The following is a 13047-nucleotide window of genomic DNA, read 5'->3' as shown; positions in this document are numbered from 1 at the left end:
GGAAGCTGGAAGCTGGAAGCTGGAAGCTGGAAGCTGGAAGCTGGAAGCTGGAAGCTGGAAGCTGGAAGCTGGAAGCTGGAAGACAGCATGAGCCCGACGACTTCGGGGTCAAGGGTTTTCTTCAAGCTTCCAGCTTAAGCCCGCGAAGCGGGCGTTCTTCCAGCTTCAAGTGTCAGGCCGGCGCTCGGGTCAGCGCCAGCTTGGCGCCGAATCCCACCAGTACGCTGCCGGTGAGGCCATTGAGCCAGCGCGAGAAACTCGGGCTCGCCAGCCATCGCCCGGCGCGCCCCACCAGCAATACCACGGCGATCTGCCACAGGTTGGCGACCACGAAGTGCACGCCGGCCAGCCACAGCGACTTGGCCAGTGCCGGATCGCCGGGCGCGATGAATTGGGGCAGAAAGGCCATGTAGAAGACGATCGTCTTGGGGTTGAGCACGTTGGACAGCAGCCCCTCGCGCAGTGACCGCCAAGCCGAAACCCGACGACGCTCGCCGTCGACCCCGGCGACAGGCAATCCCTGGCCGCGACGGGCGGCCCCCAGGCTGGCCAGCCCCAGCCAGATCAGGTACGCCGCCCCGGCCAGCTTGAGCGCGCCGAACGCCCAGGCCGACTGCAGCAGGATCAGCGAAATCCCCAGTGCCGAGACGCTAGCGTGCACGAACAGCCCGGCGCAGATCGCCAGGCTGGTCAGCACGCCATCGCGAGCGCCGCCGCGGGCGGTGTTGCGGATCACCAGCAGGGTATCCACGCCCGGCGTAATGCTGAGCAGGGTAATGGCCACCAGGAAGGGCCAGAACTGGGCATCGAACCACATGGGCCGGGTCCTCAGTCGGTGAACACGTCACGCTTGGCATGGCGCATGGAGATCTGGTCGTTGAGGGTCCAGAAGTCGTAGAGCACCCCGAGCCCGCACAGTCCCAGGGTACACAGATAGATCAATCCGGTGAGCCACTTGCCGAGATAGAAGCGGTGTACGCCGAAGGCACCGAGGAAGGTCAACAGCAGCCAGGCCAGCGTGTAATTGGTAGGCCCGGCCTGGAAGCGCAGATCGGCCTGTCGGTCCATTGACGGAATCAGGAACAGGTCGATCAGCCAGCCGATGCCCAGCAGCCCGAAGGTAAAGAACCACAGGGTCCCGGTGACGGGCTTGCCGTAGTAGAAGCGGTGGGCGCCGAGGAAGCCGAATAACCACAGCAGGTAGCCGATGACCTTGCTGTGGGTATCCTGAGTGGCGATGCGGGTCTGATTCATGAAAAGGGTCTCGTTGGTGCCATAGCGGTCGCTGGACGCCAGGGGGCTTTGTGGCTACATTGACCTTGCGGGCGGAAGCACCAGTTTCCCTGCGCCACCGTGTTGACGCAACCCTGGCGCTGATGCACTATCCGCTGCGTTGGTTAGCAAGTAGAAAGTCGTCAGTTGTACTTCGATTCCTTCGATACACCCGGTGCGCACTTCTTCCTTGTCTTGCCCACGCACGACGGGCCCATACGCGGTCTTTCGACCGGCACGGCCCAGCACCATCATTTAGCTAGTTAAGGAAATCGACAATGGCAACTGGCACTGTCAAGTGGTTCAACGACACCAAGGGCTATGGTTTCATCTCGCCGGAAGACGGCGGTGACGACCTGTTTGTCCACTTCTCCGAGATTCAGGCTGAAGGCTTCAAGTCCCTGCAGGACGGTCAGAAGGTGTCCTTCGAGGTGACTCAGGGCAAGAAAGGCCTCCAGGCCTCCAACGTTCGCCTCGCCGAGTAAGCTCGCGTCCGAACGCACGATGACCGGCGATATCGCCGGTCATCGTCGATAAGAAGGCCCGCCAATCAGGCGGGCCTTTTTCATGGTGCCTCGGTCAGGGCGTCGCGTCATCGCCCTCCTGCTCCGCACTTTCCTGTCCGGCCGCACTGCCCTGCTCATCCTCGGCCGACTGACCGGTCGTGGCTTCCTGTTCGGTCTCGGGATCAGCGACGCGGGTCGACTCACGAATCTCGCTCGGCACTTCCTGCTCGGCGCGCTCGAACTGCTCGTCGATCTTGCGGCTGGCCTCTTCGAAGCGACGCTCGGTTTCCTCGAGAATGGCCTCTACCTCAGGGTCCGATGTGGGAGCCAGGGTGTCATCCGGCATCGATGCCCCTTCCTGGAGAACGCTGTCCAGGTCCACCGACGGCGACTCGCCCTCGGCGCCCGCTCCCTCGTCGGTGGCCGCTTCCGGGGCCTGCTGTTCCACCGATTCGTACTGCTGTTCGAGGTTCTTGCTGGCCTCGTCGAAGCGGCGCTCGGTTTCCTGCAGGATTTCCTCGACCTCGGGGCTGGTATCTTCCTCGGGAAGCGCCGAATCATCCGGCAACATGGCTTCCTCGTCGGCGGGTATCGCCTCGGATGAGTCATTCGCCTCGGACGTCGTCTCGGGCATCGTGGCCTCGCCAGCCGGCGACGCATCAGGTGTCGGTTCGGCACTCGACGTCGTGGCGGCCTCCGATGCCGTGCCTTCCCCGGCAACGGGAGCCTCGCTCACCGCGTCGCTGGCGGGAGCGGAATCGGCCCCGTCGTTCGACGCGCCCTCGTCGTCACCGCAGCCCACCAGGGCAAGCATCATCGCCAGGACGAGCGGTTTCCAGGGTGTCATGGCCTTCCTTCTCTTCAATGTGTGTGACGTCATTGCACCAAAGGGGCTGCGGCGCCGCAAGGCAGGTTCAACGTGCAAACAACTGGCCGGCGATGTCGCGGAACGCCTTGAACTCAATGGCATTGCCGCTGGGGTCGCGGAAGAACATGGTGGCCTGCTCGCCGGGCTGGCCCGCGAAACGTACCTGAGGCTCGATGTCGAAGCGGATGCCGGTGGCCGTCAGCCGGTCGACCAGCGCCTCCCAATCGACCATCTCCAGCACCACGCCGAAATGGGGCACCGGGACGCCCTGACCGTCCACCGGGTTACGGTGCACGTCTTGGCGCGATTCGCCCAGCGAGGGATCGAGATGGCAGACGAACTGATGACCGTAGAGATCGAAGTCGACCCAGGTGTCGCTACTGCGGCCCTCGGGGCACCCCAGCAGTTCGCCATAGAAACGCCGAGCCTCGCCAAGGTCGCGCACCGGCACGGCAAGATGAAAGGGGGTCAACATGATCGCATCTCCATGAGCCAGGACGTCTTCATGATGCCGCGGCATGCGCCGGCTGACCAGTCGAACGTCCCGACAGCAGCGAGCAGTCGGCCGGCAGCGCCAGCCCGAGCGCTCCCGGCTCCACGTCGACCCGGAAAGCGCGACGATGGCAGGGCTCGCCGTCGAGCGTCAGCGGCAGCTCGCTTCGCGACTCGACGCTGAGCCAGGCGGTACGAAATGTCTCGACGTACGCCCCCGCCCCGGGACGACGCTGAAGCTCGCGACGCATCGTCGCCATGTCCCGCAGCGAGGCGAAATCGCGCAGAATCAGTACATCCAGCAGGCCATCGTCGATGCGCGCCGCCGGCGTCAGGCGCTGCCCTCCCCCGGAGCGAGTCCCGTTGCCGAGCGCCAGCACGAATAGCGAGGCCTCGCGCTCGCCCTCGGCCCAGCGCAGCGTCACCGGATAGGGGCGATACTGCCAGGCCTTGAGCGCCCCGATCAGGGAGTAGGCGCCGCCGCCGAGCAGCCGCTTGAGGCTCTTGGGGGTCGAGGAGGTGATCTCCGCACCGAAGCCGCCGGTAGCCATGTTGAGAAAGTACCGACCATCCAGCCGGGGGACGTCCACCGACGCCAGCGGGAGATGCAGGGCCGCCTCCAGCGCCGGACCAGGCTCCAGCGGCAGGCCCAGGGCATTGGCCAGGTCGTTGGCGCTGCCCAGCGGCAGGATCCCCAGCCCGGGGCGTGCGTGGGCCGGCAGGCGCATCAGGCCATTGACCACCTCGTTGACGGAGCCATCGCCGCCGCCGGCGATCACCCGCGCGGCTCCCTCTCGACCGGCACGCTCGGCCATGCGAACGGCATCCCCCGCCTCCCAGGTGACCCACACGTCCAGTGCCGTCCCGGCCTTGCGACAGGCGGACACCGCCTCGCGCACCGCCGGCAGCTGGGCCGACTTGCCGTTCAGTATCAGCGTTGCCATGGGCTCATGTTCCTTCTCCTTGATCGTCGTCATGGCCGCTTCACGCTCGGCGGGCATGCTCCAGGGATGAATGCCATTCACTCTATGACTTCCTTACACTGTCTGTCTTCTCGCATCCTTCTTCGACCATCGCGACACAGGGAGTTGTCATGATTGCACCGGCCTTCCTCCTGGCCGCCTTCCTCGGCGGCCTCGCCGCCATGTGCCTGCGGTTGCCGCCGCTGGTGGGCTTTCTGGCCGGGGGCTTCGTGCTCAATGCGCTGGGCTATCGGTCCACGCCACTGTTCGAGACGCTGGCCGACGTCGGGGTCACGCTGCTGCTGTTCAGCATCGGCCTCAAGCTCGACATCCGCACCCTGCTGCGCCGCGACGTCTGGGGCGGCACCTCACTGCACATGCTCGCCTCGACGCTGGTGATGGTTGGGGTGCTCGCCGCGCTGAAATGGCTGGGCCTGCCGCTACTGACGTCGGCCGGCTGGTCGACCCTGGCACTGATCGGCTTCGCGCTGTCGTTCTCCAGCACGGTGTTCGTGGTCAAGGTGCTGGAAAAACGCAGCGAAAGCCAGACCGCCTACGGGCGACTGGCCATCGGCGTACTGATCATGCAGGACATCTTCGCGGTGGTCTTCCTGACGGCGTCCACCGGTACGCTACCGAGCCCCTGGGCCCTGGGGCTGCTGCTGCTGATCCCTCTGGCGCCGGCGCTACGCGCCTTGCTGGACCGCCTGGGCCACGGCGAGATGCAGATGCTGTTCGGCATGCTGCTGGCGCTTGTGTTGGGCTATGCGCTGTTCTCTGCGGTGGGCCTCAAGGGCGATCTCGGCGCCCTGGTCATTGGCCTGCTGCTGGCGCCCCACCCCGCCGCCCAGACCCTGGCGCGCTCGATGTTCAGTCTCAAGGAACTGCTGCTGGTGGGCTTCTTCCTGAGCCTCGGCCTGACCGCCATGCCCAGTTGGGAGTTGTTCGGCAGCGCACTGCTGCTGGTGCTGGCACTGCCGCTCAAGGGGCTCCTCTATCAACTGGTCTTCATGCGTTTCCGCATGCGTCATCGCACCTCGGTGCTGTCGGCCCTGAGCCTGACCAACTATTCGGAGTTCGGTCTGATCGTCGGCGCCATCGCTGCCGCCCAGGGCTGGCTGCCGGAAAGCTTCCTGGTGGTGCTGTCGCTGGCGGTGGCGCTGAGTTTCGCCTTCTCGGCGGTGGTCAACAGCGTTGGAGAGCGCTTCTATCGCTGGCTGGAACCACGCTTGCCCGAGTTCGACGAACACGAGCTCGCCCCCAGCGACCGCCCCCTCGAGGTCGGCGATGCCGAGGCGGTGGTGCTGGGGATGGGGCGCATCGGCAAAGGCGTCTATCGCCGCCTGCAGAAGGAATACGGCCTGCAGGTGCTGGGCATCGACAGCAATCCCAAGAGCATCGAACGACTTACCGCCATGGGATTCAATGCTCTGGAGGGCGATGCCGTGGATTCGGACTTCTGGGACAAGCTGCTGATGTCACCGGACGTGCAACTGGTGGTGCTGGCCATGCCACACCACGCCGGCAACCTGGCCGCCCTCAAGCAGCTGCGCTCGCGCCACTTTCCTGGGCGCATCACCGCAGTGGTGGAATATCCCGAAGAGATCGAGCCGATCCGCGAACTCGGCGCCAACGCCGTCTTCCACGTCTATGACGAGGCCGGCCGCGCCCTGGCCGACAGCGCCGCCGAAGAGGCCGGACTTACCTCGCGCACCAGCCTGCTGGGCTAGGCAGTGGCTGAAAAGTGTCTACGCTCGCCGACGTTTCAGGCCATGCCTCGGCTGAACCACCGCGCCCGCCCCGGCGGGCGTGCTACCATGCGCCCGCTCCTTTTGCCCGCCCTTTTTTCGCCTCGAGGCTTTCCGCGCATGAACGACTTCTTCGCCGCGATCGGCCAGTTCATCGGCCACGTCATCCGTTTCGTCGTCGATGCGCTCAGCGTCGGCCTGAATGGCCTCGACGATGCCGCCAGCAGCTTCATCGGTGGCATCGCCGGGGCACTCGGCATTCCCGCCAACCTGCTCAGCCTGCTGGTGCTGATCCTCGGCCTGTGGCTGCTGTGGAAGGCATTCTCGGCGCTGCGCCGCCGCGCCATCGTCGCCACCCTGATCTGGATGCTGTTGGGTGTGTCGGTGCTGGGCTGGCTGATCAACTGATCACGCCAAAGCACTTGCCCCGCGCATAAAAAAGACGCCGCCCTCCCGGGCGGCGCCTTTCGTCTGGCCGTAGCCTCGTCGATCAGGCGAGCGCCTTCTCGATCACCTCATACACGTTCGGCGAGAGCTTCTCGGCGCGGATGCGCTCGAGCTCGCCTTTCATGAGCTCCTGACGGGGCTCGTCGAAGCGCCGCCAACGGGTCAGCGGGGTGACCAGTCGCGAGGCGATCTCCGGGTTCAGGCGGTTGAGCTCGATCACCACGTCGGCCAGCAGCTTGTAGCCTTCGCCATCGAGACGGTGGAAGTTGATGCGGTTCTGGGCGAAGGCGCCGATCAGCGCGCGAACCTTGTTGGGATTGGTCAGCGAGAAGGCGGGGTGATCCATCAGGAACTTGACCCGCTCCAGGGCGTCGGCCTGGGGGCGCGAGACCTGGATGCTGAACCATTGGTCCATGACCAGCGGGTCATGGGCCCACTTCTCGCCGAAGGCGCGCAGCGCCGGGTCGGCCAGGTCGTCACGGCTGGAGTGCACCAGCAGCGTCAGTGCCTGGCGCACGTCGGTCATGTTGTGATCCGCCTCGAACTGCCGGCGAGCCAGCTCGACGCCCTCCTCGTCCTCGATGCTGACCAGGTAGGACAGCGCCACGTTCTTGAGGCTGCGAGCGCCGATCTGCTCGGGCTCCGGCGCATAGGGCGCCTCGCTGACGTTCTCATGGTAGACGCGCAGGAAGTCGTCGCGCAGGGCGATTGCCAGGGACTGCTTGACGAAGGTGCGAGCGGCATGGATGGCATCCACGTCGACCAGCGGCTGCTGCTCGGCGATGTAGGCTTCGGAGGGCAGCGTCAGCATCTCGGCGAGCACCGCCTTGTCGTCGGTGGCGGTGTTCAACAGCGAACGGAAGGCCTCCACCACCCGCGAGTCCATGACCTTCTCGACGCCGTTGCGGTGGGCGGCGATGAGGTCGTCCAGGGCCAGCAGCGCCAGGCGTTGGCCGGCATCCCAGCGATTGAAGCCGTCGCTGTCATGGGTCTGCAGGAAGGCCAGGTCCTCGCGGGAATAGGGGAAATGCAGCTTGATCGGCGCCGAGAAACCACGCGCCAGCGACGGCACCGGCGCCTCCTCGACGTCGGTGAACAGGAACTCCTGCTCCTCCTCGCGCAGATGGATCACGCCGTCTTGGCCCAGGTATTCGCCGTCCAGGGTCAGGGTCAGATCGCGGCCGGACTTGGTACCGACCAGGCCCAGCCGGATCGGAATGTGCAACGGCTGCTTGTCCGGCTGCCCCGGGGTGGCCGGCGTACGCTGACGCAGCACAAGACGATAGGCGCCGTTGGCGTAGTCGTACTCGCCGTGGGCATCGATCTCCGGCGTTCCGGCCTGGGAGTACCAGCGCATGAACTGGTCGAGATCCTGGCCGGAAGCCTCCGCCATGCAGGCCACGAAGTCCTCGATGGTCACCGCCTGGCCATCGAAGCGCGAGAAGTAGAGATCGCTGCCGCGCCGAAACGCCTCCCAGCCCACCAGGTTGCGCAACATGCGCACGATCTCGGCGCCCTTCTCGTAGATGGTCAGGGTGTAGAAGTTGCCGATCTCGATGTAGTGATCCGGCCGCACCGGGTGCGCGGTGGGTCCGGCATCCTCGGCAAACTGGGCGGTACGGAAGAAGGACACTTCTTCGATGCGCTTGACCGGCGCAGAATTGGTATCGGCGGAGAAACTCTGGTCGCGGAAGACGGTGAAGCCCTCCTTCAGCGACAGCTGGAACCAGTCGCGACAGGTGACGCGGTTGCCGGACCAGTTGTGGAAATACTCGTGGGCGACGATGCCCTCGACGCGCTGGAAGGCGGCATCGGTAGCGGTGTGAGGATGGGTCAGCACCGCCGCCGAATTGAAGATGTTGAGCCCCTTGTTCTCCATGGCGCCCATGTTGAAGTCGTTGACCGCCACGATCATGAACAGGTCGAGATCGTATTCGCGGCCGTAGGTCTCCTCGTCCCAGCGCATGGCCCGCTTGAGCGAGGCCATGGCGTGATCGGTCTTGCCGAGGTTCTCTTCCTCGACCCAGATCTGCAACGTCACCTCGCGACCGCCGGCGGTGGTGAAGCGGTCCTCGACCTTCTGCAAGTCGCCGGCCACCAGGGCGAACAGGTAGCAGGGCTTGGGATGCGGATCTTCCCAGGTCACGAAGTGACGCCCGTCCGGCAGCTCCCCGCGCTCCACCGGGTTGCCGTTGGAGAGCAGCACCGGCTCGCGGTCACTCCGGCCGACCACGGTGGTGGAGAAGGTCGCCATGACGTCGGGGCGATCCGGGTAGAAGGTGATGCGACGGAAGCCCTCGGCCTCGCACTGGGTGCAGAACATGCCGCCGGACTGGTAGAGCCCTTCCAGGGCGGTATTGTCCTTGGGCGCGATCTCGACGTCGGTATCCAGCAGGAAGCGCTCCGGTACGCCGTCCACGCGCAAGCCACGCTCGGTAAGGACGTACTCGTCGTCGCCCAGCGGCTGGCCGTCGATGGCGATCGATTTGAGCGTCAGTTGCTCGCCGTCCAGCTCAAGCGGTTCGCCGGCCGCGCGCTCGGGGTGGCGCTCGACGTGCAAACGCGCCTTGACACGAGTCGCCATCGGGTCGAGGTCGAAGCTCAGCTCGGTGTGGGTGACGCGATAGGCAGGGGGACGATAGTCGCTCAGGTAGATCGATTGGGGTTCAGACATCGAGGATGGCTCCTGTGAAGGTTGCCGGCCATTGTACGGCCCTCCCAGCCCCGACCTCAAAGCGATACTCGATCAGGAATCGGCGACCGGCTCCGGTCGCGTCAGGATCCAGGCGCCGACCAGCGCCAGGGCACCGATCAGCGCGACCTTGAGCCACAGGGCACCCACCGTGAAGGCCAGGATCAGCATCGATACCAGCAGCATGCAGCCGGCCAGCCACTTGGCATGGCGGGGAATCGCCCGCTCTTCCTCCCAGGCCATCACCGCAGGCCCGAAACGCGGATGCGAGCGAATCCATCCGGCGAATCTCGGCGACCCCTTGGAGGCAGCCCACACCGCCACCAGCATGAAGCAGGTGGTAGGCATCAGCGGCAGGAAAGCACCGATCACGCCGAGGGCAAAGCTGATGACGGCGATGGTCAGGTAGACGATTCGGCGCGCATGAGACATCGTGCGCTCACTCCTTTGGCGGCAACGGCGTACCTGTATTGAAGCCCAAGCCACCCCCGCCTGCCAATCGCCATCGTCAATGGCGACCCCAGCGACGGGCTATGGCGAGACGACCTCAATCGCGGAAGTTGTCGAATTGCAGCGCCAGGTCGGGGCCGTCCTCGCCCTTGAGCAGTGCCATGATCTTCTGTAGATCATCGCGCTTCTTGCCGGTGACCCGAACCTTCTCGCCCTGGATCTGGGCCTGCACCTTGAGCTTGGTGTCCTTGATGCGCTTGACGATGTCCTTGGCTTCCTTCTGCTCGAGGCCCTGCTTGAGTCGTACCGTCTGGCGGGCACGAACCCCGGAGAGTTCCGGATCGTCGATCTCCAGGCAACGCGGGTCGATGCCCCGGCCGATGAGCTTGTTGCGCAGCATGTCGAGCATCTGGCGCAGCTGAAAGTCGACCTCGGCCTCGAGGGTGACCGTCTCGCCATCGAGCGCAAAGGAAGCCGTGACGCCCTTGAAGTCGAAGCGGCTCTGCAGCTCGCGATTGGCCTGGTCGACGGCGTTGCTGGCCTCGTGCTTGTCGAATTCGGAGACGATGTCGAAGGAAGGCATGGGCAGTATCCCGATGATGAACGAAGGCGCCATTCTATGCCCGGCAGCCGGTCACGCCTAGGCATCCGCTACCCAACCGGGGCTGACGCACGACCCGACTAACCTGCCCGAGCCAGCGCCAGCGCCTTGCCCATGCGCCAGGCCGCACAGCCATCCTCGTAGTAATCGTCCAGCCAGTCGCTGGGCGCAAAGCCCATGCGCCGATAAAGTGCCAGGGCCGCCTGGTTATCGGCACGCACCTCGAGCACCAGCCAGTCGCAGCCTCGTTCCCCGGCGGCACTTTCCAGCCATTCGAGCATCCGGCGGCCGAGGCCACTCCCGCGTGCCCCGGGATGCACGCAGAACGAATAGAGCCGGGCTCGGCCGCTGCCGAAGCGAAACAGCAGGGTGCCATAGCCGACCAGTCGTCCATCCTCTCCTTCGGCCACCAGGGTCAAGGCATTGGCGCGGTTGAGCAGATGCCACAGCTGGCGGCGGCTGAATCGATCGCCGCTGAAGGCCACCTGCTCGAGGCGATAGAGGTCGTCCAGATCGCGAGACACCGCGGGGCGCAGGAAAACGGTCATGGTCAGTATCGTCCAGTGGTCCTGCCACGGATTCTGGCCAGGCAGAGGATCGCTGTCAGCGGCCTTTTCAATGAAATCTTTTCACGCATGTTCCAGCTTGTATGGATCGTGGCTCAGGCGCATGCTGAGCCCGTCACCATCCACTGGTGCCCCGCCCATGAGCGTACTGAGAATCGTCGTCGACCACCGCGACGACTGGCTGCCCTACTTCCCTAGCGACGACCTGATGGTCGCTGACGACTTTCTCGCTCTGGACGGCGCGCCGGGCCGTCCCAGCGGAGAGCGGGGCACTCGCGTGATCAACCTGTGCGGCGACCTGGACTACCTGGGCACCGGCTATTATGTCTCGCTGCTGGCCCAGGCCCGCGGTCAGCGAGTCCAGCCCGACGTCGAGACCCTCAACGCCCTGACGCGCAAGGCCACCACCGACCTGGCCCTGGCACCGCTGGCGCCGCTGCTGGTCGAGCTGTCCCGCGACGGCCGATTGACCGGCGACAGCCACGAGGTGCGCATACTGTTCGGCGAGTGCCTGGACCCCGTCTTGGCGTCCCTGGCCCGCCGGCTGTTCGAGCGGCTGCCCTGCCCGCTGCTGGCGCTGCGTCTGGTGCATCGCCAGGCACAGTGGCGCGTGGAGCGCGTGCGCCCCTGCCGCCTGCGCGACCTGAACGACGCCGAGCAGGACCTGTTCGCCACGGCCCTGAACCGCCACTCTCGCCAGGTGTGGCGATCGCCGCGCGCGCGGCGTCGCTACCGCTTCGACCTGGCGATCCTGGTCAATCCCGAGGAAGCGCTTCCCCCCAGCAACCGCGGCGCCCTCAAGGCCTTCATTCGCGCCGGACGGCGACTCGGCATCGATGTCTCCTTGATCACCCGGCGTGATATCGCCCGCCTGGCCGAGTTCGACGGCCTGTTCATTCGCGAGACCACGGCCCTCAACCACCATACCTGGCGCATGGCCCGCCGAGCCGAGCACGAGGGGCTGGTGGTCATCGACGCCCCGGACGACATCCTGCGATGCACCAACAAGGTCTACCTGCATGCCCTGCTGCGCGCCCGAGGCATCCCCGCGCCGGACGGCCAGCTGCTGCGTCGCGGCGATCGCGACGGCATCGCCCGTCTGGCCGAGACGCTCACCTTCCCCCGGGTGCTCAAGATTCCCGACGGTGCCTTTTCACGCGGCGTGGTGAAGATCGCCTCCGGCGAGGCGCTGATCCATGAGGCCAACCGGCTGTTCAGGGACTCGGCCCTGCTGCTGCTCCAGGAATGGCTGCCCACCGAGTTCGACTGGCGCGTCGGCGTGCTCGACGGCCAGGTGCTGTTCGCCAGCCGTTACTACATGGCGCGCGGCCACTGGCAGATCTACGACCACGCCGGCGGCCGCGTCAGGAGCGGCGGTTTCACCACCCACTCGCCCGATGACGTCCCGGCGCCCGTGGTGCGGGCAGCGTTACGCGCCACTCGCCTGATCGGCAACGGCCTGTACGGCGTCGATCTCAAGCAGATCGGCGATCGTGCGCTGGTCATCGAAGTCAACGACAATCCCAACATCGATGCCGGCATCGAGGACGCGGTGCTGGGCCCGGCGCTCTTCGAGCGCATCATGGCGGTCTTCCTGGCCCGCATGGAGGCACGCCGACTGGGCAGCTGACGTCGTCCACCGCCTGGGGTAGGCTGCCTTCCCTTGCCCCCGACACCAACAGGAGCCGAGATGAGCGATCGCGACGAACGCCACCGCCGAGCCATGCAGACCCTCAAGTCCCACGTCGACGACAAGGTCGCCGCCGCCACCGAGCGGCGCGGCCAGCTGCTGGTGTTCACCGGCAACGGCAAGGGCAAGACCACCGCCGCCTGGGGCACCGTGACTCGCGCCCTGGGCTACGGGTACCGGGTCGGGGTGGTGCAGTTCATCAAGGGCCAGTGGGAATGCGGCGAGCGTGCGCGTCTCGAGGAGGACCCGAACCTTGAGGTGGCGATCATGGCCACCGGCTTCACCTGGGAGACCCAGAACCGCGAGGCCGACACCGAAGCCTGCCGCGCGGTGTGGGCCGAAGCCGAGCGCATGCTCGCCGATTCCGAGGTCTATCTGACGGTGCTCGACGAGATCACCTACATGCTGAAGTTCGGCTACCTGGACATCGCCACGGTCAAGCGAGCGCTGGAAAACCGTCCCGCCGAGCAGACGGTGATCATCACCGGACGCAACGCTCATCGCGAGCTGACGGCCATGGCCGACACCGTCACCGAAATGCAGGAAGTTCGCCACGCCTTCAATGCGGGCCTCGAGGCACGCCGCGGCATCGACTATTGATCAGCTCCAGATCGTGCCCACCGGCGTCTCGGGGCGGTAGTGGTAAGCGATCTGGACCTGCAGCAGCTCGGCGGTAGCCAGCGCATCGGTGAGCGCATGATGGCCCTTGGGCATAGTGCGGCAACGCCGCCCGCTCAGGCTCAGCTCCAGATC

General features: G+C 65.7%; 14 protein-coding genes. 5 read left to right on the top strand and 9 right to left on the bottom strand.

Annotation, left to right across the window (positions count from 1 at the left end; all coding sequences use genetic code 11):
* Window positions 1-172: 172 nt before the first annotated feature.
* Together FHR96_RS18825 and FHR96_RS18820 are read right to left on the bottom strand one after the other, a co-directional pair.
* Window positions 173-817 carry a LysE family translocator gene (locus tag FHR96_RS18825; protein WP_183389271.1) on the bottom strand — a complete coding sequence of 215 codons (645 nt, stop codon included), beginning with the start codon at window positions 815-817 and terminating at the stop codon, window positions 173-175.
* 11 nt (window positions 818-828) lie between these two features.
* Window positions 829-1254 (bottom strand): NINE protein, encoded by a 426-nt coding sequence (locus FHR96_RS18820; RefSeq protein WP_183389270.1) that lies wholly within the window; start codon window positions 1252-1254, stop codon window positions 829-831.
* Window positions 1255-1550: 296 nt separating this feature from the next.
* Here FHR96_RS18820 and FHR96_RS18815 point away from each other — a divergent pair, with 296 nt between their 5' ends.
* Complete coding sequence (locus FHR96_RS18815; protein WP_183389269.1) at window positions 1551-1757, top strand: cold-shock protein; 207 nt, start codon at window positions 1551-1553, stop codon at window positions 1755-1757.
* Window positions 1758-1851: 94 nt separating this feature from the next.
* Here FHR96_RS18815 and FHR96_RS18810 read toward each other — a convergent pair whose 3' ends face one another.
* The 3 genes from FHR96_RS18810 to yegS form a co-directional block, all read right to left on the bottom strand.
* On the bottom strand, window positions 1852-2625 hold the full coding sequence (locus FHR96_RS18810; protein ID WP_183389268.1) for a hypothetical protein: 774 nt from the start codon (window positions 2623-2625) through the stop codon (window positions 1852-1854).
* 67 nt (window positions 2626-2692) lie between these two features.
* Window positions 2693-3121, bottom strand: coding sequence for a VOC family protein (locus tag FHR96_RS18805; RefSeq protein ID WP_183389267.1), 429 nt, complete (start codon window positions 3119-3121; stop codon window positions 2693-2695).
* 28 nt (window positions 3122-3149) lie between these two features.
* Window positions 3150-4082, bottom strand: a complete 933-nt coding sequence (yegS, locus tag FHR96_RS18800) for a lipid kinase YegS (protein WP_246393043.1) — start codon at window positions 4080-4082, stop codon at window positions 3150-3152.
* Window positions 4083-4231: 149 nt separating this feature from the next.
* On the opposite strand from yegS, the gene FHR96_RS18795 reads away from it, so the two are divergent.
* Together FHR96_RS18795 and FHR96_RS18790 are read left to right on the top strand one after the other, a co-directional pair.
* On the top strand, window positions 4232-5830 hold the full coding sequence (locus FHR96_RS18795) for a cation:proton antiporter family protein (protein ID WP_183389266.1): 1599 nt from the start codon (window positions 4232-4234) through the stop codon (window positions 5828-5830).
* A gap of 138 nt (window positions 5831-5968) precedes the next feature.
* On the top strand, window positions 5969-6256 hold the full coding sequence (locus FHR96_RS18790) for a hypothetical protein (protein WP_183389265.1): 288 nt from the start codon (window positions 5969-5971) through the stop codon (window positions 6254-6256).
* Window positions 6257-6338: 82 nt separating this feature from the next.
* Here the strand turns inward: FHR96_RS18790 and pepN are convergent, their stop codons facing one another.
* The 4 genes from pepN to FHR96_RS18770 form a co-directional block, all read right to left on the bottom strand.
* Window positions 6339-8969, bottom strand: coding sequence for an aminopeptidase N (gene pepN / locus FHR96_RS18785; RefSeq protein WP_183389264.1), 2631 nt, complete (start codon window positions 8967-8969; stop codon window positions 6339-6341).
* A 72-nt stretch (window positions 8970-9041) separates the two neighbouring features.
* Window positions 9042-9419: a YbaN family protein gene (locus tag FHR96_RS18780; RefSeq protein WP_183389263.1), complete on the bottom strand. Its 378-nt coding sequence runs from the start codon at window positions 9417-9419 to the stop codon at window positions 9042-9044.
* Between the two features lie 115 nt (window positions 9420-9534).
* Window positions 9535-10020 (bottom strand): YajQ family cyclic di-GMP-binding protein, encoded by a 486-nt coding sequence (locus FHR96_RS18775; protein WP_183389262.1) that lies wholly within the window; start codon window positions 10018-10020, stop codon window positions 9535-9537.
* 98 nt (window positions 10021-10118) lie between these two features.
* Window positions 10119-10586: a GNAT family N-acetyltransferase gene (locus tag FHR96_RS18770; RefSeq protein ID WP_183389261.1), complete on the bottom strand. Its 468-nt coding sequence runs from the start codon at window positions 10584-10586 to the stop codon at window positions 10119-10121.
* Window positions 10587-10743: 157 nt separating this feature from the next.
* On the opposite strand from FHR96_RS18770, the gene FHR96_RS18765 reads away from it, so the two are divergent.
* Window positions 10744-12234 (top strand): RimK family protein, encoded by a 1491-nt coding sequence (locus tag FHR96_RS18765; RefSeq protein WP_183389260.1) that lies wholly within the window; start codon window positions 10744-10746, stop codon window positions 12232-12234.
* A gap of 60 nt (window positions 12235-12294) precedes the next feature.
* A complete protein-coding gene (gene cobO / locus FHR96_RS18760) occupies window positions 12295-12894 on the top strand; it encodes a cob(I)yrinic acid a,c-diamide adenosyltransferase (RefSeq protein ID WP_183389259.1) in 600 nt (199 codons plus the stop codon).
* Window positions 12895-13047 lie beyond the last annotated feature (153 nt).

Source organism: Halomonas organivorans (assembly GCF_014192055.1).
GTDB classification, from domain to species: Bacteria; Pseudomonadota; Gammaproteobacteria; order Pseudomonadales; family Halomonadaceae; genus Halomonas; species Halomonas organivorans.
This window is presented reverse-complemented; position numbering and strand designations above follow the sequence as displayed.

Bases quoted from the DNA above. Each gene is read 5' to 3' on its own strand.
- FHR96_RS18825 (WP_183389271.1), bottom strand. From the start codon at position 817: ATGTGGTTCGATGCCCAGTTCTGGCCCTTCCTGGTGGCCATTACCCTG.
- FHR96_RS18820 (WP_183389270.1), bottom strand. From the start codon at position 1,254: ATGAATCAGACCCGCATCGCCACTCAGGATACCCACAGCAAGGTCATC.
- FHR96_RS18815 (WP_183389269.1), top strand. From the start codon at position 1,551: ATGGCAACTGGCACTGTCAAGTGGTTCAACGACACCAAGGGCTATGGT.
- FHR96_RS18810 (WP_183389268.1), bottom strand. From the start codon at position 2,625: ATGACACCCTGGAAACCGCTCGTCCTGGCGATGATGCTTGCCCTGGTG.
- FHR96_RS18805 (WP_183389267.1), bottom strand. From the start codon at position 3,121: ATGTTGACCCCCTTTCATCTTGCCGTGCCGGTGCGCGACCTTGGCGAG.
- yegS (WP_246393043.1), bottom strand. From the start codon at position 4,082: ATGGCAACGCTGATACTGAACGGCAAGTCGGCCCAGCTGCCGGCGGTG.
- FHR96_RS18795 (WP_183389266.1), top strand. From the start codon at position 4,232: ATGATTGCACCGGCCTTCCTCCTGGCCGCCTTCCTCGGCGGCCTCGCC.
- FHR96_RS18790 (WP_183389265.1), top strand. From the start codon at position 5,969: ATGAACGACTTCTTCGCCGCGATCGGCCAGTTCATCGGCCACGTCATC.
- pepN (WP_183389264.1), bottom strand. From the start codon at position 8,969: ATGTCTGAACCCCAATCGATCTACCTGAGCGACTATCGTCCCCCTGCC.
- FHR96_RS18780 (WP_183389263.1), bottom strand. From the start codon at position 9,419: ATGTCTCATGCGCGCCGAATCGTCTACCTGACCATCGCCGTCATCAGC.
- FHR96_RS18775 (WP_183389262.1), bottom strand. From the start codon at position 10,020: ATGCCTTCCTTCGACATCGTCTCCGAATTCGACAAGCACGAGGCCAGC.
- FHR96_RS18770 (WP_183389261.1), bottom strand. From the start codon at position 10,586: ATGACCGTTTTCCTGCGCCCCGCGGTGTCTCGCGATCTGGACGACCTC.
- FHR96_RS18765 (WP_183389260.1), top strand. From the start codon at position 10,744: ATGAGCGTACTGAGAATCGTCGTCGACCACCGCGACGACTGGCTGCCC.
- cobO (WP_183389259.1), top strand. From the start codon at position 12,295: ATGAGCGATCGCGACGAACGCCACCGCCGAGCCATGCAGACCCTCAAG.